This window comes from Thermosynechococcus sp. HN-54, assembly GCF_023650955.1.
Classification (GTDB): domain Bacteria; phylum Cyanobacteriota; class Cyanobacteriia; order Thermosynechococcales; family Thermosynechococcaceae; genus Thermosynechococcus.
Genome location: NZ_CP098039.1, coordinates 2,389,101 through 2,408,356, shown reverse-complemented (window position 1 = coordinate 2,408,356; position 19,256 = coordinate 2,389,101). Strand labels below are relative to the sequence as shown.

Genomic DNA, 19,256 nt, shown 5'->3' with positions numbered 1-19,256 from the left:
GCACAGAGGGATTTAACGGCAGCTATGGGGCTTTTTGCTCACCTTTGCTTAACGAGTTCGGCCTTTCTCTTTGCCCTTGAGGGCTATTATCGGCTGAAGTTAAAGGGAATGAAGGTGGCCAACCCTAGCTCTATTCGTGAGTTACAGCAATGCCAGCAACAGGTGGCTCAGGAAATCGGTAGCGGCAGTTGGCGCGAGTACGTGCAGGTGGTTGGCCAAGTCACCACATCTCAACCCTTGCTCTCGGAAGTGAAGCGCATTCCCTGTGTCTATTACAAAACGATTATCAGCCGCGAGTATGAAAAAGATGGGAGAGATCGCCGCAATCGTCGAGAATGCCAGTCGGAAGTCATTGGCCGCCATGAGCAATCAACCCTATTTGTTCTGCAAGATCATCAGGGGGAAATTGAGGTGAACCCCCTCGGTGCTGAGATTGAAGCAATGCAGGTCTTAGACGAACTGCGACCAGCGGATAAACCCCATTCCTTTGCCTTCTCCTTGGGGTTTCTGTCATTGAATTGGCGCTTTGGTAGCACGACGACGCTGGGTTATCGCTATCAGGAGTGGGTGCTGCCCTTGGGGCAACCTGTTTCGGTGGTGGGCATGGTCTCGGATCAGGGGGGTGTTCTCCGCCTGCAAAAGCCACAAAACCGAGGACAAAAATTTATTATTTCCCTGAGTGTTGAAGATCAGCTTAGCCAAGAGTACAAGCGGCAAAAACGGAAAATGACCTATGCTTCCCTGAGTGCCGCCCTCTGTGGTGTCTGTGGTTTAGTCTTTGCCTTGTTTTAGGCGGGGCTTAGTCCGGTTCTTGCTTCGGGTTTTGAGGTTGTACCCAGATGATCCGCCGTTGATTGGCGGCAATTAAATTGGCTTCCTCTTGGGCAATACGCTGCCGTGCTTGGGGTTGGCGATCGCGCTCCTGTTCCCGTTGCAATGCCTTGACCCGCTCCTCTAGCTTGGTTACTTCCGCCTCAAGGGCATGGAGCTTTTGCAGTTGACTGAGTTGATAGGGCACTAGCTTGGCGATCGCCCCAAGGGCAAAGGCGAGCAGCAATAGATTCACTGCAATTTTGGCACTGGCTTCCCACGCGATCGCAGGAATTTTTCGAGCAGGATGAACCATGGCTAAACTGTGAGCGGTGATGTGTCTATCAGTATAAAAAGAAAAAAGCAGCTCCCCTCTCTTAGGAACAACATCGGGAACCGCCTGATAAATTTTAGTTTGGAGAAATGAAGTTATGCAGCCAGTTGGGAAAAACAGCTGTGACTACTTGTACAACTCCGTCGAGAGCCGAAATGCCAACACCGCAGGCAGTAGAGCAATCACAAGGGCAACATAAACTTGGGTATCGGTCAGCGCCATGAACAACTCCTTTTATGGGATAACAGTCGCGATCAAGTGCTGTATTTATTACTCCATAGGCGCTTACCTTTGGCAACGCTTGCTCATAGTTTGTAACATTTCGCAGCTAGGTCTCCGGGGTCACCCTAGGACGCCAGAGAGGCAACTGTCGCAGGATTGTCAGCATTGAAAGCCCAGTAGCTAGCAGTGTCAGCACACTCAGCCCCACCAGGAGAACATAAAAGGGACGCCCCGCCTCCCCCCAATAGGTTCCCTGATGTAGGCGCAGAAAAATTGCCGCTTGTTCCTTGGAGAGGCCAAACCAATTGCGCCCAAGGCGATAGGCAATTCCTGTGGTGGCGCTTACCAGCAAGGGCAACGCGGCAATAGCCGCCAAGAGATGATGCACCCGCCGTGCCGACCACTTCGCAGGGAGCGATCGCCCCCACAATAGACCCAGACCCGTGGCAATAATGCCCAGCAATCCCAGACCAAGGACTAAAACGTATAGGGGTACGCCCCATTCCCCCAGATAGCGGCCTTCATGGAGGGTCATCATCGCCCGCCCAAAGTCTTTAGATAGCCCAAACCAACTGCGCCCAAGACGATGGGCGATTCCCGTTGTGGCCGAGATCAATAGGGGTAGGGCAAAGACTAGGACAAGGAATTGATGCCCCTGACTGATGATCTTGGTAAGACGCTGTTTCAGAGCACTCATCGTTCCACCTTCATTGGTAAGGGAATCGCCAAGGTAAAAGCCGTACCGCGATCGCCCGCATAGGGACTGGTGACCTGTAAACTCAACCCATAGGGACGCAGCAGATCCTGAGCGATCGCCAAGCCTAGACCACTGCCCTCAATCCCACTGTCGGCTTGAATCCCGCGGTAGCCCCGTTCAAAGAGCCGTGACTGCACGTCCAGAGGAATGCCACAGCCGGTATCCCAAACGGTTAATTCTAAGACTGCGGGCATGAGGGTCAAGCGTAAACCAATTGTGCCGCCTTTGGGGGTGTACTTGAAGGCATTGTCTAACAGATTCCCCACCACTTCCTGAAGCATCCGTTCCTCTAGCCAGATCGGGGGGAGTTGAGGTGACATTTCGACCACAAAGGTTTTGTCCTCCATTTCCGCACGAGCTTTGGCGGCGGTGATCAAGGGGGAGAGGGTTTCAGCTAGATCGAGGGGTTTACCCACAAGGGATAGGGGCTGGCTGCCCGTGAGGGCGGGAATATCATTGCGCTGTTGGCGATAGTCCTCCAACAATGCCATGAGCCGTTCTGTTTCCTTGGCAATACCCTCCGCGAGGGGGCGCCCCTGGTGATCAGGTTCCAACCGTTTGAGCAAGAGCTTGACAAAGGTGCGAATGGCGGCCACGGGATTGCGCAGTTGGTGGAGCAGATCATCAAAGCGTTGCTGCTGTTGCTCTAGGGTCTGGGCAGAGGAGGCATGGCTGAGCCACTGTTGCCGTTGATCAAGGACGCAGGCGATCGCCAGCGTTTGTGCCACCTGTTGCAACTGCGCCTGCTCTGCTGCCAACCAAGGACGGTGTTGCCGCTGTGCCACCAGTACCCCCAGCACCCAATTTTGGTACATTAGGGGCAGGATCAGTTGATTGGCCAAGGACGAGACGACCTGTTGAGGGTAATGGCTTAAAGGCGTCTCTGCTGCTTGTGTTGGCGGTGGTAGTGTCGGGGGAAGCGGTAAGCTCAGGGGGGGTGCCGCCTCTGGATAGACAGCAACGGGAGACCATGAGGGGGAGTCATTGAGGGTTTCACTAAGATAGACCGCCAGTGAAGAGGCACCCAAGTTGTTGACAACAAGTTCTAATTGTGTACGACAGAGGGCAGCAAATTCTTCACTGGCTGGCCAGAGCATCTAGGCAGTAATCCCGGAGTGACTCAACGATTGGGGAAGCAGCGCCTGAAAATCACCACTCCCCTTTGTATATTCTTCCAGCAATTGCTTTTCAATGGGAAGCAGGTTGGGATCCGGGTCAGTCTCCTGTTCCTTGAGGGTTTCTTCGATCAGTCCCATTTGCTCCTCTGCTTCCGCAAGGGCATTGAGGAGTTCCTCATTGACAGGGGCACCGCCATTTTGACTCACGAGCAATTGGTAGCGATCGCGCAGGTCATTGAGTTCTCGCTGCAGCGCTTCTTTTTCAGCAACGAGTTGCTCACTCATCTGCTTGTAATATTTGAACGCCATCAGAAAGGGGACGAGCTTTTCCCGCAGCGTCATGTGGTCAATATCGAGTTTGGTATAGCGTTCTGCCAGTTGGCTATAGGCTTGGCACAGACGTAGGTAACGTTGGCTGAGGTTATTCATAGGTGAGATCTAAAAGTTTAGCTGTTGACAAGCTACCCTCTATCATAGACGGGCAACCCATTGCTCACCATTGTGGCGGCTGAACAAATTACGGCAATGTAAAGTAAGTTACAAAAATTTTAGTTTAATCGTGATCCCCGACTCACAAGCGCCAGTGCCCAGATGGCCATGGGTCGCAAATACATGCAGGCACGAAAGGTACCCTTGGCCGTAATGGCCTCCGGCGTACGAAATTGCAGACCATTTTCGTAGATTTGGCGGACAACAACTTCGGCTAAGTGCCAAGCCTCCCGCTTCATTCCCCGCAGCCACAAAAAGGCGGCCAAGCCAAAGTTAATTCCAATCCATACTTCGAGGGGATGGGTGGCATGGGGATTTTCTGGCTGACCGTTGGGCAATAAACCGTTGGCGGCACCCAACTGGCCGTTGTGAAATTCGAGGAAACAGATGTCGTAGATCTTCCGTAGGGCGCGATCGCAACAGTCAGGAGGCACAATATCCCCCAGCCCTAACAACTGGGCGTAGAACTGGCCACAGAGCTGATCCGCCATGATCACGTCAGAACCACTGCCCGTATCAAGACGGTAGTACTCGCCATTCCACAGCAGTTGATGGTAGCGGGGGCGAGCTTGCTGGAGCCACTGACGGTAGGTGGTCACCTGCGGTTGTTGGAGGCGGGTACCGAGGGCGATCGCTGCCTCTAGGGCTGCCAACCACAAGCCACCACAGTAGGCACTCACCCCTTGGAGTTTCCAGTCATCGTAGGTTTGATCTGGGGCACCGCCATTTTCTGGCAGGCCATCGCCATCGCGATCAAATTGTTTCAAGTAGTCCAAGGCTGCCACCACCGCCGGCCAGCACTCGCGCGCAAAATCGAGATCCGTGCCCCCAGTGAACAAAAAGTCGCGATAGACCAAGAGCACAAAGTCCGAGGCCAAGTCTTTCCAGAGATTACAGTCTTGGTAGGCCGTGTAGTTGGTCTTTTCCCAAGGGTGCTCATTGGGCGCACCAAGATCGTGGGGCACGGCATTGGCCAGCTTCCGAGGTGCTTTGTAGGCGGTTTCGGGGTCACCGCGATAAAAGTAGCCAATAATTCTCAACGTGGGATCAGCGGTGGGAATAGCCCGCGCAAAGGCACGCATGACAGATTTTTCCAGTTCTGGCCACAGTTGCAGCAGGGCAAAGGAGCCATAGAGCCGCACATCGAGGCTTTCATACCAGCGGTAGTCAAGGCATTCTAGAACAGCAAACTGTCCCACAGGGGCGCGATCGCTCGCGGTACTCCAAAGGGTTCCACCACTACTGAGGACATAAAGCTCATTGCACAGTGCCATCTTGAACCAGTCGGGCCAGTCGGGGTGGGTGAGGATTGGCTCTTGCCAAGTGCGAATTTGCTGTTGCCATTCTTGGTAATGGTCTAGGCCACGGGCGGCAAGGGGGATAGCATTTGTGCCACTGCGATCGCAAAAATCCGTGTAGCGGCGGTAATCGATCACACCCTTGCCAAACTCAGTCACCGGGAAGTCCCACGCCAAGACCACGGGAATTTGTTTTGTTTCCCTAGGTGCTAAGGAAAAGCGCACAGCAAAGGCGGCGGCCACCTGTTCTCCCGCTGCCGCTGGGGTTGGATCATTGACGACCGGTAGGGAACCCTCCACAGCAAACTGCTGCCACAGCTCTGCACCATCTCCCTCTGGATGCCAACGGCTGCAACCAAAGAATTCACCGAGGCCGGCGGGGATCAGTGCTGCCCATTCACCATCGCCTTCTTGGGGTGGGTTCGGGTGGGGCGTACGGCGCAGTCGCCAACCTTGATAGGACTCCGTTTGAATCAGTTCATTAAAATTGCCTTCACTTTGACGCCAAGGGGGAGTGTAGGTATAGACAGGGCTACCATCGTCACGGATTTCAATGGCCGAGGAGGGTGTGCTGTTGCGAAACCAACCGACGGTATTTTGCCACGAGAACATCAAGCTTAGGGTGAGGGACTGATCCGTGGGATTGCGGAACGTCCATAGAAACACCGCCACAGGATAACTGGTTTCTTGGTAATTGTGGGGCAGAATCGGGGAAAACTGTTCGCAGGTCATCTGGGCACTAAAGACCCCCTCATAAACAAACCAGCTGCGCGGATAGCGAGCTGCATAGGTTCCTTTGCCGGCAGGATACCATTGCCAACTGCTGAGGCTGCCATCCTTGGGTGCACTCCCTAGGGCGTAGGCTTGGGTCTGCGCTCCCTGCTCAAAGAGACTAAATTGACAGGCCGGTAGGGTACGAAAAATGTGCTCTCCCCCGTCAATATGCCAGAGATTAAAATCCCCAGCAGACGAACGGCCAATGCAACCCGCCCCAAAGCCGCCAAGAGGCATGCCATGCCAAGGGCCATCATCTAAATTGCTGGCATAGCGAACGCGGTAGGGATTCTCCCAGCCTTGGGCGATCGCCCGTGTCCAGGCACAGTTGGCAAATTCAATCACACCACTTTCCGAAGATGCGCCTAATCCAGAATACCGCTTCAGCGCTGCGCCATCACTTGGCACTTAGCACAGAGGCCAAAAAACTCAAGGGTATGGTAGAAAATCTCAAAGTGATGGGACTGCCGTAGCTCAGTTTCTAAATGCTGTACTGGACAGTGATCAATGGTCACTGACGTGCCACACTGCAAACAGGTGAGATAGTGCTGATCTTGCTGCACCAAGCTATAGACCAGTTCGCCGCTCGGCAAGGGGCGGGCTTGCACCTCACCATTGATGCGTAGATGATCTAGGGTGCGATAAACTGTTGCCAGACCTAGGGGCGTTTGCCGTTGCCGCAGTTCTAAAAAAAGCTCTTGTGCCGAGAGCGATCGGCCACTGGCTCTAAGGGCATCGAGAATAATGACTTGGCTACGGGTGCGTCGCGGCGGCATAGCAATAGGACAACATTACCTTGATTTTACCGTTCCGCTTGCAGCTGCAATTAGGTGAAAGATGGGAACTGGCGGCCAATCAGTTGGATCACCCAGCCTCGCCCACGATGGCCTTGACCCTCATGGATGTCCCGCTGGATTTCAATAGCGTGGAGCCACTCTAGACCCGTCAGTTCTCTCTTCATTTCCTCTAAATCGTGCAGCAGTTCTAGGGTGGGGGGTCCCCCTGTGCCCATCCCTAGTTGTTTCTTGCTGTAGGTTTCGCTCAGATAGAGGCCTTGGGGCTTGAGGGCTTTGACAATGCGCTGGTTGACTAATGTGCGCAGCTCTGGCGGCAGATGGCAAAAAATAGCAATAATCCCATCCCAAGCATTTTCACCAAGGTCAAAATCCCGCAGATTGCAGTGATGGGTAGTAATGGTAACTCCCCGTTCTTGAGCAAGGCGCTGGGCTTTGGCCAGTCCCACTTGGGAGGCATCCACAGCCGTGACGACATAGCCCTGTTGAGCAAGATAGACGGCATTGCGGCCTTCTCCTTCAGCGAGGGAGAGAATTTGCCCTTGGGGTACAAAGTCATGGGCATGGGCTTTGAGGAAGTCGTTTGGCTCCGTGCCGTAGAAATAAGTGTCTCCTTGAAAGCGAGTGTCCCACATAAATTATGAGTTCTTTGTAAGGTTGTCCTTAACCAACCTAGCGGAATTCGCTATCCGAGTAGTTCATATAGATGATGACTTGTCTCACTGAGCACCTCCAGTTTTCTACAGTCTAGTTGCTTGCGAATCTTTACTTGCAATCGCCCCCAAAACGCGAGCAATTAAGTAAAGGGAGCCACAGACCACACAGCGATCGCCCGCCCTATCGAGTGCCTCAGTCACATCCTTAAAAAAGCGGCATTCCCCTAACTCAGGGCAACAGGTGTAGGCAAGTGCCTTCAATTCCTCTAAGTCAGCGCTAGCGTGATCCGGTACAGGCACCAACCACAGGCGATCGCCCCCTCGCAGGAGATGTTTGAGAATCCCTTCATGATCCTTATTGGCTAGCATCCCCACTACCCAAGTCACCTCTGTCCAGCCCAGTTGATCCACGTATTGCCGTAGGTAGGCGGCCGCAGGAGCATTGTGGGCACCATCAATGAGCAGTTTGCGCCCTTGCCACTGTAACCATTGCAGTCGTCCCGGCCAGCGGGTTTGTGCCATTCCCTGTTGAATCGCTTCTCGGGAAATCTGCCAGCCTTGAGATTGTAACTGTTGTAGCGTGGCGATCGCGATCGCTGAATTGGTTAACTGCATCTCTCCCGCCAAAGGCAAGGGGTACTCGATGCCACCCCAAGTCGCCCACCCAGACCGATCAGCAGACCACTGTGCCGGTTCTGGCCAGATCGCTGGGCACGCCAAGGCTTCTAGACGCTGGGCAATCACTCCCTTTGCCTCCGCGGGAACAGGGCCAATGACGGCTGGCACTCCCGGCTTGAGAATACCCGCTTTTTCGCCCGCGATCGCCCCCAAGGTATTGCCCAACCGCTGCCAATGATCCCAACCAATAGAGGTAATCACACTCACCAAAGGGGGCTGACACACATTCGTGGCATCCAAGCGTCCGCCTAAGCCCACTTCGATTACCGCCACCTCCACCTGCTGCTGGGCAAAATACAGCCATGCTGCCGCCGTCACCACCTCAAACTGACTGGGAGGATAGGCAAGCTGTGGCAAGACCGACTCAATTTTCTGGATCAGCGCCAAGAACGTTTCAGGAGCAATGGGTTCGCCCTGCACACAGATGCGCTCACACCAACTCAACAGATGGGGCGACGTATAACGCCCCGTTCGATAGCCCGCCGCCCGCAAAACACTATCCAAGTAGGCACACACCGAGCCTTTGCCATTGGTCCCCGCAACGTGGATCAAGGGCACCTGTAACTGGGGAGATCCCAAAACACTCAGCAGCGCTTGAATGGGTTCAAGCCCAAGGCGCACCCCAAAGCGGGCATAGGGACTTAGCGCCGCCGTCAGCGGATCACTCACAGCCTGATTGAAGCGGATTAGCGGGGTTCGCGACGACCATTGCGCCATGTGGCCACAATGCGGGAGCCATCCGGCAGCGTAAAGACCCCCTGTCCTTCAAATAAGCCATTGCGAAACTGTCCAGCATAGCTCGTGCCATCCCCAAAGGAGAGTGTTCCTGTTCCATGATACTTGCCCGCCAGAAACTGCCCCTCATAGCGGGTACCGTCGGGAAAGGTGAGCACCCCCTCCCCATGGTATTGACCATTGAGAAACGTGCCCTCGTAGCGTTGACCGTTGGCCAGTTGGAGAGTGCCCTTGCCATTGAAGATGCCATCCACAAAGCCCCCTTCGTAGCGTCCGCCATCAGCATAGGTGAGCACCCCCTGACCGTAGTAGCGGCCATTGCGAAATTCCCCTTCGTAGCGGTTGCCGTTGGCCATTGTGAGAATCCCTTGGCCATTAAAGCGACCATTCAGCAATTCCCCTTTGTAGGTGCTGCCGTCGGGAAGTGTCATGGTGACGTCCCCAGTGACCCGCCGCCCTTCATAGACGGCAATTTGAGCAGTAACCGGTGCCACTTCTAAAATGACAAGTCCCAATCCAACCAGCAAAGAATAGGTCACCCGGCGGTGGACAACAGCAGGATTGGAGTGATGCGGATGAGTCATACTGGACACTCCACAAGGGTGGACAATAGCAACTTCTCTAACTGGCACAGCTTGGCTCCTATGCAGAATTGAGGCGGAGACCCAAGATTTTTGTATTGTGGAATACATTTAGCTAGTGACTGCTTCAGAGATGATGATCGTATTTGTGCCAGACTTTGGAACCCAGCCCTAAGACTTTCTTGGAAATCTTGGCGAGGGTTTCGCAAGTTTCAACTGTTTTCTTTGTGGATTGGACATCTGCACCTATGAAACTGCGTTCTGTCTTGCGACGGGGGCTTCGTCTTCAGCATCCTCTGACTCGAATTCTCTACCTGCCCACTCGCCGTACGCTATTCACCTTTGCGCTGATGATTGGCTTGCTGAGTGCGACGGCAGCATTGGGGCAAGACACCGCCGCCTCCCCAGAAGTTCCCGAAAAGGTGCAGGTGGCACTCAATACGCTCTGGGTGATTTTTGCCGGCGTGTTGGTGTTTTTCATGAATGCCGGCTTTGGCATGTTGGAGACTGGATTTTGTCGTGCCAAGAATGCGGTGAATCTGCTTTCAAAGAACTTGATTGTTTTTGCCCTCTCTACGATTTCCTTCTGGGCAATTGGTTTTGCTCTCATGTTTGGCGATGGCAACGGCATTGTTGGCGGCAGTGGCTTTTTTTTACTAGGGGCTGATAATAGCCCGGCAACAGGTGACGCCTATCAAGGCGTGTATGACTCCCTGAGTTGGGCAGCTGTTCCTCTCTATGCCAAGTTCTTTTTCCAACTGGTGTTTGCCGGAACATCCGCAACCATTGTTTCTGGTGCTGTGGCGGAGCGGATCAAGTTCTATGCCTTCTTTATTTTCAGTTTGCTCTTGGTGGGCATCGCCTATCCAATCACTGGCCACTGGATCTGGGGTGGCGGTTGGCTGCAAAAGTTGGGCATGTGGGATTTTGCCGGTTCGACAGTCGTGCACTCCGTAGGTGGATGGGCAGCGTTGATAGGAGCAGCCCTCTTGGGACCGCGGCTGGGACGTTTTTTACCGGATGGCTCAGTGATGGCGATTCCGGGGCACAATTTTGCCATTGCCACCTTGGGTTGTCTGATCCTCTGGCTGGGTTGGTTTGGCTTTAATCCGGGGTCAACGATGGCCGCAGATCCGGGGGCGATCGCCCACATTGTTGTGACCACGAATATGGCGGCAGCTTTTGGGGGCGTCACCGCAACAGTGGTTTCCACGCTTTACTTTGGTAAGCCCGACCTTTCGATGATCATCAACGGGATTCTGGCGGGACTAGTGGCCATCACAGCCCCCTGTGCCTTTGTCACCATTGAGAGTGCGACGTTAATCGGCATTATTGCCGGGATCATTATTGTCTTTTCGGTGGTGACAATTGACCGCCTGAAAATTGATGATCCAGTGGGTGCCATTTCCGTACACTTGGTCAATGGCATCTGGGGGACTTTGGCTGTGGGTCTTTTTGCCGATGGACCGGGGCGCTTTTACGAAGCTGGGGCAGGGCCTCTCAAGGGATTGCTCTGGAGTGGTGACTTTACCCAGTTGGGGCACCAATTAGTGGGGGTGATGGCGGTGGGCGGGTTTACCGTTGCCTTTAGTACCGCAGTGTGGCTACTCCTCAATGCCACCATTGGCATCCGCGTTTCGCCAGAAGAGGAAATCGAGGGATTGGATATTGGCGAGCATGGTATGGAGGCCTATGCGGGCTTCCTCTTCCGTGAGGAAGTCAAAGGATTTGTGGATCTCCTAAAGCGGATGTCCGGCAGTGGTCGCTCCTAGGGTAGGCTTAACGCTCCTATTGACACTGGGGGCGTTGCTGGTTCTTAGCCCCCTCCTGGTGGTGCTCTGCACCTCCGGCTGGCCACCGGGAACCTTACCGACTCAATTGCTGCCGCCCCAAGGTTGGACATGGCAAAGCTACCAAGCAGCGTGGCAGCAGGGAAACTTTATCTTGGCTTTTGCGAACTCAACTGTTGTGGCCTTAGCGGTGACGGCGCTCCAGTTGGTGACCTCCGCCTTGGCAGGTTATGCGTTGGCGCGGCTTTCCTTTCCGGGGCAGCAGACAATTTTGCTGCTGATGCTGGCGACGCTGGTGATCCCGTTTCAACTCCTAGTGATCCCGGTGTTCTTGATTCTGAAGGCGGGTCATCTGATCAATACCTATGGCGCCTTGATCTTGCCGACGGCGGCCAATGGCTTTGGCGTCTTTTTGATGCGGCAGTTTTTTCTCACATTGCCTGTTGCGCTTGAGGAGGCAGCTCTCTTGGATGGGGCAAATCGCTGGCAAGTGCTCTGGCATATTCTCTTGCCCCTGAGCCGACCGGCCTTGGTCACGCTCTTTATCTTCACCTTCATTGGGGAGTGGAATGATCTCTTTAAGCCCTTGGTCTTTACCACTAAGCCAGAACTGATCACGGTGCAGCTGTCCTTGGCCAACTTTCAGGAGCAGTTCACCAATGATTGGCCGTTGATGATGGCGGCGGCGGTGATTGCCACTGTACCGGTGATGGTGGTGTTTGTGTTTGGGCAACGGCAATTGATTCGCGGGATTGCCACCACAGGGTTAAAAAACTAACTGTTCCGTTCGGAAAACCGTACTGCAACACGAGTTGCGATCGCTAACTGTCTGTCGCTACATTAGCACTCGAAGGGTGAGAGTGCTAAACAATTGCAAGTGATGCTCTTGCCCCTCAGAAACTGCGCGATGAGCCGTGCAGTGAGTGCTATCAATCCATACTCTTACAATTGGGAGAACAGTACGCTATGGCAGCCATATCTCTAAGCGTTTCAACTGTGAAGCCTTTGGGCGATCGCATTTTTGTCAAAGTCAGCGAAAGTGAAGAACGTACCGCAGGGGGCATCCTCCTGCCCGACAACGCCCGTGAAAAACCCCAAGTGGGCGAAGTGACCGCCGTCGGTCCCGGCAAACTCACTGAAGACGGCAAGCGTCAGCCCATGGATGTGAAAGTGGGGGACAAAGTGCTGTACTCCAAATATGCCGGTACCGAAGTGAAACTGGCGGGTGAAGACTACGTTCTCCTCTCAGAAAAAGACATCTTGGCCATTGTTGGCTAAGTCGCTGACACTCCTTCATCTCTGTGCGATTTTTCATCACTGTTGAACGATTGAGGTAGGAAACACATATGGCGAAGCGCATTATCTACAACGAAAATGCTCGTCGTGCCCTCGAAAAAGGGATGGACATCTTGGCTGAATCTGTGGCCGTGACCCTTGGTCCTAAAGGGCGGAACGTAGTTCTGGAGAAAAAATTTGGGGCGCCGCAAATTGTCAATGACGGTGTCACCATTGCTAAAGAAATCGAACTCGAAGATCACATTGAAAATACCGGTGTGGCTCTCATCCGCCAAGCCGCCTCGAAAACCAATGATGCTGCCGGTGACGGTACGACTACGGCAACGGTTCTCGCCCATGCCATGGTGAAAGAGGGGCTGCGCAACGTTGCTGCGGGTGCTAACCCCATTGCCCTGAAACGCGGGATTGACAAAGCCACTCACTTCCTCGTTGAAAAAATTGCTGAACACGCCCGTCCAGTGGAAGATTCCAAAGCCATTGCCCAAGTGGCGGCGATCTCTGCAGGTAACGATGAAGAAGTGGGTCGGATGATTGCCGACGCCATGGACAAAGTGGGCAAAGAAGGCGTGATCTCCCTCGAAGAAGGCAAATCCATGACCACCGAACTGGAGGTCACCGAGGGGATGCGCTTTGACAAGGGCTACATCTCCCCCTACTTTGCCACCGACACCGAGCGCATGGAAGCCGTGCTCGATGAACCCTTCGTACTGATCACCGACAAGAAAATTACCTTGGTGCAAGATCTGGTGCCGATCCTCGAACAAGTGGCTCGCGCCGGTAAGCCCTTGGTGATCATTGCTGAGGACATCGAGAAAGAAGCGCTGGCGACCCTTGTGGTCAACCGTCTGCGCGGTGTCTTGAATGTGGCTGCGGTGAAGGCTCCCGGCTTTGGCGATCGCCGCAAAGCGATGCTCGAAGATATTGCTGTCCTCACAGGCGGTCAAGTGATTACCGAAGATGCCGGTCTGAAGCTGGAAAACACCAAGCTGGATATGCTCGGTAAAGCCCGCCGCATCACGATCACCAAAGATCACACCACGATTGTGGCGGAAGGCAATGAAAAAGCCGTCAAAGCTCGCTGCGAGCAAATCCGTCGTCAAATCGAAGAAACTGACTCCAGCTACGACAAAGAAAAACTGCAAGAGCGGTTGGCCAAACTGGCGGGTGGTGTGGCGGTAATTAAAGTCGGTGCTGCCACCGAAACCGAAATGAAAGATCGCAAACTCCGTCTGGAAGATGCGATCAACGCCACCAAAGCCGCCGTCGAAGAAGGCATTGTGCCCGGTGGTGGAACCACCTTGGTGCACTTGGCTCCCCAGCTGAGCAATTGGGCCGCTGAGCACCTGACGGGTGAAGAACTGATTGGTGCCAACATTGTCGAGCGTGCCCTCAGCGCACCCCTGCGTCGCATTGCTGAGAACGCGGGTCAAAATGGTTCTATCATTGTCGAACGGGTCAAAGAAAAACCCTTCGATGTGGGTTATGATGCCGCCAAAGATGAATATGTCAACATGTTCGATGCGGGTATCGTTGACCCTGCCAAAGTCACTCGCTCGGCTCTGCAAAATGCGGCCTCTATTGCCGGTATGGTGCTGACCACCGAGTGCATCATCGTTGACAAGCCCGAACCAAAGGAAAATAATCCTGCGGGCAGCGGTGGCGGCATGGGCGGTGACTTCGACTACTAAGCCCAACTCATCGGTGAATCCCTCAAACTCACTGGGTTCACCACAAGTAACCTAAGTCACACTCAGAGCGGGGAAACCACACCCCGCTTTTTTATTGCGTGGCGCCAAACGGGTCTGGCAGCGTTGCTATAATAGCCCTCAACGTAACGTTTTTTAACATTCGCAGTTTGCAGCATGGGCGATCCAGTGCCTACGGGTGAAATTCGGGTTCGGGGTGCACGGCAGCATAATCTGAAAAACATTGACCTCGATCTGCCCCGCGATCGCCTGATTGTGATGACGGGGGTCTCCGGTTCAGGCAAATCCTCGCTTGCCTTTGACACAATTTTTGCTGAAGGCCAACGCCGCTATGTGGAGTCCCTGAGTGCCTATGCGCGGCAATTCCTTGGTCAGTTGGATAAGCCCGATGTGGATGCCATTGAGGGGCTGAGTCCAGCGATTTCCATTGATCAGAAGTCCACCTCCCACAATCCCCGTTCAACGGTAGGCACGGTCACAGAAATCTATGACTATCTGCGGCTGCTCTATGGCCGAGCCGGTGAACCCCATTGCCCTCACTGCGATCGCTCGATTCGCCCCCAAACCATTGATGAAATGGTGGATCAGGTGATGCAGTTGCCGCCTCAGACGCGCTTTCAAGTCCTTGCTCCCATTGTCAAGGGGAAAAAGGGGACGCATAAGAAACTGCTGTCAAGTCTCGCCAGTGAAGGTTTTGTGCGGGTTCGTATTAATGGCGAGGTACGGGAACTCAGTGATGCTATCGAACTAGATAAAAACCATGTCCACACGATTGAAATTGTTGTGGATCGCCTTGTGCTCAAAGCCGGCATTGAAGAACGCTTAGCCGATTCACTGCGAACTGCGTTGCACCATGCCAAGGGCACAGTAATGGTCAGTGTGGTACCCCGTGAGTCTGGGGAATTGGAGCAACCCCTGCTGTTTTCGGAGAACTTTGCTTGTCCTGAGCATGGGGCGGTAATGGATGAGCTATCTCCTCGGCTTTTTTCCTTTAACTCCCCCTATGGTGCCTGTCCAGAGTGTCATGGCTTGGGCTATTTGCGCAAATTTAGCCCAGAGTTGATTGTCCCCAATCCTGAACTACCCGTCTATCTGGCGATCGCGCCCTGGGCGGAGAAAGAGCACGACTACTACTTGGCTCTCCTCTGTGGCATTGCTGAGGCCTTTGGCTTTGACATCAATACACCGTGGTACCGCCTAACGGAGTTGCAGCGGGAGGTAATTCTCTACGGCACCGACACACCAATTCTTATCCCCGCTGATTCTCGCTACCGCAAACGGGATTACTACCGCCAATTTCAAGGAGTGATTCCAATTCTCGAGCGGCAGTACCGCGAGGCCACCTCCGATGCCTACAAACAAAAACTGGAAGAGTACCAAGTCAATCAAACCTGCCCTGCCTGTCAGGGGCAACGCCTTAAACCGGCTGCTTTGGCTGTGCGCTTGGGGCAATACCGCCTTACGGATCTCACCAGTGTCTCGATTCGTGAGTGTTTGGCACGGATTCAATCCCTGCAACTGAGTTCCCGCCAACAGCAGATTGCCGAACTGGCCTTGCGGGAAGTGACAGCACGGTTACAGTTTCTCATGGATGTGGGGCTAGATTACCTGACGCTGGATCGCAGTGCGGCAACTCTTTCTGGAGGCGAAGCCCAACGCATTCGCTTGGCGACTCAAATTGGCTCTGGTCTAACGGGGGTGCTCTATGTCCTCGATGAACCCAGTATTGGCCTGCATCAACGGGATAACGATCGCCTGCTGCAAACGCTGTTTCACCTGCGGGACTTGGGGAACACCCTAATTGTGGTGGAGCACGATGAAGACACGATCCGCGCTGCCGATCACATTGTCGATATTGGCCCAGGAGCGGGAATCCACGGCGGCCAGATTGTGGCTCAAGGCAGCCTAGAGGCGATCCTCAACCATCCCGACTCGCTAACGGGGGCTTATTTGTCGGGGCGCAAGCGCATTGAAACCCCCAGCGATCGCCGGCCGGGAAATGGCCAATCCCTGATTCTCAAAAAGGTGTCTCGCAACAACCTCAAGGACATCACCGTAGAAATTCCCCTTGGCAAGCTGGTGTGTCTAACGGGGGTATCGGGGTCAGGCAAGTCAACCCTCATGCACGAAGTCCTCTATCCTGCCCTGCAGCACCATCTCGGTCACAATGTACCACTGCCCAAGGAACTCGGTCAGATCGAAGGCTTAGACGCCATTGACAAAGTAATTGTCATTGACCAGTCCCCCATTGGCCGGACGCCCCGCTCGAACCCTGCCACCTACATTGGCGTTTTTGATGTCATCCGTGAGGTCTTTAGCCAAACCGTTGAGGCCAAGGCACGGGGCTATAAGCCAGGGCAGTTTTCCTTCAATATCAAGGGCGGACGCTGTGAAGCCTGCGGTGGCCAAGGGGTGAATGTGATTGAGATGAACTTTTTGCCCGATGTCTATGTGCAGTGTGAGGTCTGCAAGGGGGCACGCTACAACCGCGATACGCTGCAAGTAAAGTACAAGGGCTGCTCGATCGCCGATGTTTTGGATATGACCGCCGAGACGGCACTGGCCTTTTTTGAAAATATCCCCAAGGCGGTGAGCAAGCTGCAAACGTTGGTAGATGTGGGCTTGGGCTATCTGAAACTGGGGCAAACTGCCCCCACCCTCTCTGGGGGCGAAGCCCAACGCCTCAAATTGGCGGCTGAACTGTCGCGGCGTGCCACGGGCAAAACCCTCTATCTGATTGATGAACCCACCACGGGTCTGTCCTTTTACGATGTGCATAAACTCCTCGATGTATTGCAGCGCCTCGTGGACAAAGGCAACTCGATTCTGGTGATTGAGCACAATTTGGATGTGATTCGCTGTGCCGATTGGATTATTGACCTTGGACCAGAGGGGGGCGATCGCGGGGGAGAAGTGGTTGCTGTCGGTACTCCTGAAGCGGTGGCACTGATGCCCCAATCCTACACAGGGCAGTACCTTGCCAAGGTGTTCAATCGCGCCGCTAGCCATCCGCAGTAGTAGAATACAGGTTGCTCTGCGTTGCTTTGTGCCTATGCCCATGCTCACCATGACCCTCTGCATTTCCTGTCCCGATCAGCGGGGGTTAGTGGCTAAGTTGGCGCAGTTTGTCTATCGCTACAACGGAAACATTGTCCATGCCGACCACCACACCGATGCCGTCGCGGGCATTTTTCTCTCTCGCCTAGAGTGGGAACTGGATGGCTTTGAGATTCCTCGCAATCAGATTGCCGCCACATTTATTAACTATGCGCATCAGGAAAAAGTCTTTGCCAGTTGGGAGGGGGTGCGCTGGCAACTGCGGGCATCAGATATTCCCTATCGCTTGGCCATTTGGGTGAGCCGCCAAGATCATTGCCTGTGGGATTTGCTGCTGCGGCAGCGGGCGGGAGATCTCTTTGCGGAAATTCCCCTGATCATCAGTAACCATGAGCATTTACGCCCGATTGCTGAACAGTTTGGCATTGACTTTCACTATATCCCTGTGACGCCAGAGACCAAGCCCCTTGCTGAAGCCAAGCAACTGCAACTGCTCAAGGACTACAACATTGATCTGGTGATACTGGCCAAGTATATGCAGGTGCTTAGTCCTGAATTTATTGAGGCCTTTCCCCAAGTGATCAACATTCACCATTCCTTTTTGCCTGCCTTTGCGGGTGCCAATCCCTACCACCGTGCCTATGAGCGGGGGGTGAAAATCATTGGTGCTACGGCTCACTATGCCACAGCGGATTTAGACGAAGGGCCGATTATTGAGCAGGCAGTTGTGCACGTGAGCCATCGGGATACAGTGGCGGATTTGATTCGTAAGGGCAAAGATTTAGAACGGGTGGTCTTGGCACGGGCGGTGCGGCTGCATTTGCAAAATCGGATTCTGGTGTATGACAATCGCACGGCAGTGTTTGCCTAGGGGCTAATTAGGGGGCAGTTGCCTTTTTGCTGAGGAGCTTGAACTTTGGAAGCCGTTTGACAATCTGAGCCGTTTCGACGCTCAGCCGCACCACTCACTTCAGCAAATCAATGATGTAGCGCGGGCCATTTGACCAGTCGTTGGGGTCATTGCGAATTTGACTGTCTTTGTCCACAGTGACTTGATAGCGATTCATCACCCACTCAGGGGCAGGCTTGCCGTTTACCCCATAGTCATAGGCCTCAAGGGGAATCCCCGTTAGGGTGACATGGCGGTTGTAGATAATCGTGGTCTTATCCACTTGCTGCCCTTTTTGGGCAAAGCACATCTTTTCAAGACGATATCCCTTTACGTTAAGCGTCAGTACATCGGCAATGTGGGCACAAAAGAAAATGGGATCGTGGCAGTCACAGCCTATGGATGAGTTGCGGGGATGATTCTTCCCTGAAGCTTTGAGGTGTATAAACCGAGAGAACGGATGAAAGCGGGCAAGGATGATTCGTGAACTCCAAGAGCTAGGCTTTGTTTTTGGATTGGTGCTCGCTGATAGCTTATATGGCGAAAGTCAAGGGAACTTTGTGTCGGTCTTGGAGGCGTTACACCTGCCCTACATCTTGGCTATCCGCAGTAACCATGGCCTGTGGCTACCTCAAAACCAACCAGTGTCCCAAACCCCGTGGCAACCGTTTCAGCACACTTTTAGCAATGGCACCACCGAAGTGCGTTACAGGGCAGAAGTCATTTATGGCCAGCGCCGTGGCCAACAGTACTGGTTACTCACCACCGTCTTTGTGAAGGTGTGTGCTCCTGCGGTCAAACTGCCAGAGCGTGGCAACCCTTATGGCTTTAGAACATGGATTGAGTATGGCCTCAAGTAAGCCAAAGATGCCTTGGCGGACTTTCGCATGACCCGTTATGGGCAAATCGAGCAATGGTGGGAGTTAGTCATGAGGGCGTTTCTGATGGCCAGTTTATTTGCTGAGCAATTTCAACGAGTCGTGTCCGCTCACCCAGCAGCAGTTTGCGCAGCATCTTAGGTGGAATAACCAACGGAGGTGGAAGAACTTATTAAACAACCTGCGACTGATTATCCAACCCCTGATTTGCTTCAATGGGCTGAAGCGCTGGTTAGGGGTCTTTCCGATTCCATCGTTACAGTTTGGCTTTGCCCAACTCATTCATCAGATGAATGCCTTTATTTGTCCACTTTTGCATCAATGGAACCAGCAACGTATCTTTTCATTTGCCTAAAGTGACTAAAGAAGGATAAATCTCGGAAGCTGATGATTG

18 protein-coding genes and 1 pseudogene are annotated in these 19,256 nt (G+C 53.7%); 8 read left to right on the top strand and 11 right to left on the bottom strand.

Annotation, left to right across the window (positions count from 1 at the left end):
• Positions 1-24 precede the first annotated feature (24 nt).
• The gene (locus tag NBE99_RS11805) at positions 25-792 is read left to right on the top strand and encodes an E3 ubiquitin ligase family protein (RefSeq protein ID WP_250682250.1); all 768 of its coding nucleotides are present in this window, start codon (positions 25-27) and stop codon (positions 790-792) included.
• A 7-nt stretch (positions 793-799) separates the two neighbouring features.
• Here NBE99_RS11805 and NBE99_RS11800 read toward each other — a convergent pair whose 3' ends face one another.
• The 10 genes from NBE99_RS11800 to NBE99_RS11755 all read right to left on the bottom strand — a co-directional run bounded on the left by NBE99_RS11800 (position 800) and on the right by NBE99_RS11755 (position 9,249).
• Positions 800-1,126 (bottom strand): hypothetical protein, encoded by a 327-nt coding sequence (locus tag NBE99_RS11800; RefSeq protein ID WP_250682249.1) that lies wholly within the window; start codon positions 1,124-1,126, stop codon positions 800-802.
• A 144-nt stretch (positions 1,127-1,270) separates the two neighbouring features.
• Complete coding sequence (gene psaM, locus NBE99_RS11795; RefSeq protein WP_011056052.1) at positions 1,271-1,366, bottom strand: photosystem I reaction center subunit XII; 96 nt, start codon at positions 1,364-1,366, stop codon at positions 1,271-1,273.
• Positions 1,367-1,472: 106 nt separating this feature from the next.
• A complete protein-coding gene (locus NBE99_RS11790) occupies positions 1,473-2,063 on the bottom strand; it encodes a PepSY domain-containing protein (RefSeq protein WP_250682248.1) in 591 nt (196 codons plus the stop codon).
• Complete coding sequence (locus NBE99_RS11785) at positions 2,060-3,220, bottom strand: HAMP domain-containing sensor histidine kinase (protein WP_250682247.1); 1,161 nt, start codon at positions 3,218-3,220, stop codon at positions 2,060-2,062. The genes NBE99_RS11790 and NBE99_RS11785 overlap by 4 nt, the downstream gene beginning before the upstream one ends.
• Positions 3,221-3,670, bottom strand: coding sequence for a hypothetical protein (locus tag NBE99_RS11780; RefSeq protein WP_250682246.1), 450 nt, complete (start codon positions 3,668-3,670; stop codon positions 3,221-3,223).
• Positions 3,671-3,789: 119 nt separating this feature from the next.
• Positions 3,790-6,210, bottom strand: a complete 2,421-nt coding sequence (locus NBE99_RS11775; protein ID WP_250682245.1) for a GH116 family glycosyl hydrolase — start codon at positions 6,208-6,210, stop codon at positions 3,790-3,792.
• The gene (locus NBE99_RS11770; protein ID WP_250682244.1) at positions 6,186-6,578 is read right to left on the bottom strand and encodes a Fur family transcriptional regulator; all 393 of its coding nucleotides are present in this window, start codon (positions 6,576-6,578) and stop codon (positions 6,186-6,188) included. The genes NBE99_RS11775 and NBE99_RS11770 overlap by 25 nt, the downstream gene beginning before the upstream one ends.
• A 50-nt stretch (positions 6,579-6,628) precedes the next feature.
• The gene (locus tag NBE99_RS11765; protein WP_250682243.1) at positions 6,629-7,231 is read right to left on the bottom strand and encodes a bifunctional 2-polyprenyl-6-hydroxyphenol methylase/3-demethylubiquinol 3-O-methyltransferase UbiG; all 603 of its coding nucleotides are present in this window, start codon (positions 7,229-7,231) and stop codon (positions 6,629-6,631) included.
• 105 nt (positions 7,232-7,336) lie between these two features.
• Positions 7,337-8,647 (bottom strand): folylpolyglutamate synthase/dihydrofolate synthase family protein, encoded by a 1,311-nt coding sequence (locus tag NBE99_RS11760; RefSeq protein WP_250682242.1) that lies wholly within the window; start codon positions 8,645-8,647, stop codon positions 7,337-7,339.
• A complete protein-coding gene (locus NBE99_RS11755) occupies positions 8,617-9,249 on the bottom strand; it encodes an MORN repeat-containing protein (protein ID WP_250682241.1) in 633 nt (210 codons plus the stop codon). Before NBE99_RS11755 ends, NBE99_RS11760 begins: the two co-directional genes overlap by 31 nt.
• Before the next feature lie 245 nt (positions 9,250-9,494).
• Here NBE99_RS11755 and NBE99_RS11750 point away from each other — a divergent pair, with 245 nt between their 5' ends.
• The 6 genes from NBE99_RS11750 (at position 9,495) to purU (ending at position 17,966) form a co-directional block, all read left to right on the top strand.
• Positions 9,495-11,018, top strand: a complete 1,524-nt coding sequence (locus NBE99_RS11750) for an ammonium transporter (RefSeq protein WP_250682240.1) — start codon at positions 9,495-9,497, stop codon at positions 11,016-11,018.
• Between the two features lie 19 nt (positions 11,019-11,037).
• Entirely contained in the window at positions 11,038-11,814 is a 777-nt protein-coding gene (locus NBE99_RS11745; RefSeq protein WP_250682239.1) for a carbohydrate ABC transporter permease, read from the top strand.
• A 188-nt stretch (positions 11,815-12,002) separates the two neighbouring features.
• Positions 12,003-12,314, top strand: a complete 312-nt coding sequence (gene groES, locus NBE99_RS11740; protein WP_250682238.1) for a co-chaperone GroES — start codon at positions 12,003-12,005, stop codon at positions 12,312-12,314.
• 68 nt (positions 12,315-12,382) lie between these two features.
• Positions 12,383-14,020, top strand: a complete 1,638-nt coding sequence (gene groL / locus NBE99_RS11735) for a chaperonin GroEL (RefSeq protein WP_250682237.1) — start codon at positions 12,383-12,385, stop codon at positions 14,018-14,020.
• Between the two features lie 174 nt (positions 14,021-14,194).
• Positions 14,195-17,056, top strand: a complete 2,862-nt coding sequence (uvrA, locus tag NBE99_RS11730; RefSeq protein WP_250682236.1) for an excinuclease ABC subunit UvrA — start codon at positions 14,195-14,197, stop codon at positions 17,054-17,056.
• Positions 17,057-17,090: 34 nt separating this feature from the next.
• Positions 17,091-17,966, top strand: coding sequence for a formyltetrahydrofolate deformylase (purU, locus tag NBE99_RS11725; RefSeq protein ID WP_250682235.1), 876 nt, complete (start codon positions 17,091-17,093; stop codon positions 17,964-17,966).
• A gap of 94 nt (positions 17,967-18,060) precedes the next feature.
• Here purU and NBE99_RS11720 read toward each other — a convergent pair whose 3' ends face one another.
• Positions 18,061-18,294: a type ISP restriction/modification enzyme gene (locus NBE99_RS11720; RefSeq protein ID WP_250682234.1), complete on the bottom strand. Its 234-nt coding sequence runs from the start codon at positions 18,292-18,294 to the stop codon at positions 18,061-18,063.
• Here NBE99_RS11720 and NBE99_RS11715 point away from each other — a divergent pair.
• Positions 18,235-19,217 (top strand): annotated as a pseudogene (locus NBE99_RS11715) (transposase); the annotation flags it as partial. The gene NBE99_RS11720 and the pseudogene NBE99_RS11715 sit on opposite strands and share 60 nt — an antisense overlap.
• Between the last annotated feature and the right edge of the window lie 39 nt (positions 19,218-19,256).

Excerpts from the sequence above, each read along its gene's own strand:
- NBE99_RS11805 (WP_250682250.1), top strand. The coding sequence starts at position 25 with ATGGGGCTTTTTGCTCACCTTTGCTTAACGAGTTCGGCCTTTCTCTTT.
- NBE99_RS11800 (WP_250682249.1), bottom strand. The coding sequence starts at position 1,126 with ATGGTTCATCCTGCTCGAAAAATTCCTGCGATCGCGTGGGAAGCCAGT.
- psaM (WP_011056052.1), bottom strand. The coding sequence starts at position 1,366 with ATGGCGCTGACCGATACCCAAGTTTATGTTGCCCTTGTGATTGCTCTA.
- NBE99_RS11790 (WP_250682248.1), bottom strand. The coding sequence starts at position 2,063 with ATGAGTGCTCTGAAACAGCGTCTTACCAAGATCATCAGTCAGGGGCAT.
- NBE99_RS11785 (WP_250682247.1), bottom strand. The coding sequence starts at position 3,220 with ATGCTCTGGCCAGCCAGTGAAGAATTTGCTGCCCTCTGTCGTACACAA.
- NBE99_RS11780 (WP_250682246.1), bottom strand. The coding sequence starts at position 3,670 with ATGAATAACCTCAGCCAACGTTACCTACGTCTGTGCCAAGCCTATAGC.
- NBE99_RS11770 (WP_250682244.1), bottom strand. The coding sequence starts at position 6,578 with ATGCCGCCGCGACGCACCCGTAGCCAAGTCATTATTCTCGATGCCCTT.
- NBE99_RS11765 (WP_250682243.1), bottom strand. The coding sequence starts at position 7,231 with ATGTGGGACACTCGCTTTCAAGGAGACACTTATTTCTACGGCACGGAG.
- NBE99_RS11760 (WP_250682242.1), bottom strand. The coding sequence starts at position 8,647 with ATGGCGCAATGGTCGTCGCGAACCCCGCTAATCCGCTTCAATCAGGCT.
- NBE99_RS11755 (WP_250682241.1), bottom strand. The coding sequence starts at position 9,249 with ATGACTCATCCGCATCACTCCAATCCTGCTGTTGTCCACCGCCGGGTG.
- NBE99_RS11750 (WP_250682240.1), top strand. The coding sequence starts at position 9,495 with ATGAAACTGCGTTCTGTCTTGCGACGGGGGCTTCGTCTTCAGCATCCT.
- groES (WP_250682238.1), top strand. The coding sequence starts at position 12,003 with ATGGCAGCCATATCTCTAAGCGTTTCAACTGTGAAGCCTTTGGGCGAT.
- groL (WP_250682237.1), top strand. The coding sequence starts at position 12,383 with ATGGCGAAGCGCATTATCTACAACGAAAATGCTCGTCGTGCCCTCGAA.
- uvrA (WP_250682236.1), top strand. The coding sequence starts at position 14,195 with ATGGGCGATCCAGTGCCTACGGGTGAAATTCGGGTTCGGGGTGCACGG.
- purU (WP_250682235.1), top strand. The coding sequence starts at position 17,091 with ATGCCCATGCTCACCATGACCCTCTGCATTTCCTGTCCCGATCAGCGG.
- NBE99_RS11720 (WP_250682234.1), bottom strand. The coding sequence starts at position 18,294 with ATGTGCTTTGCCCAAAAAGGGCAGCAAGTGGATAAGACCACGATTATC.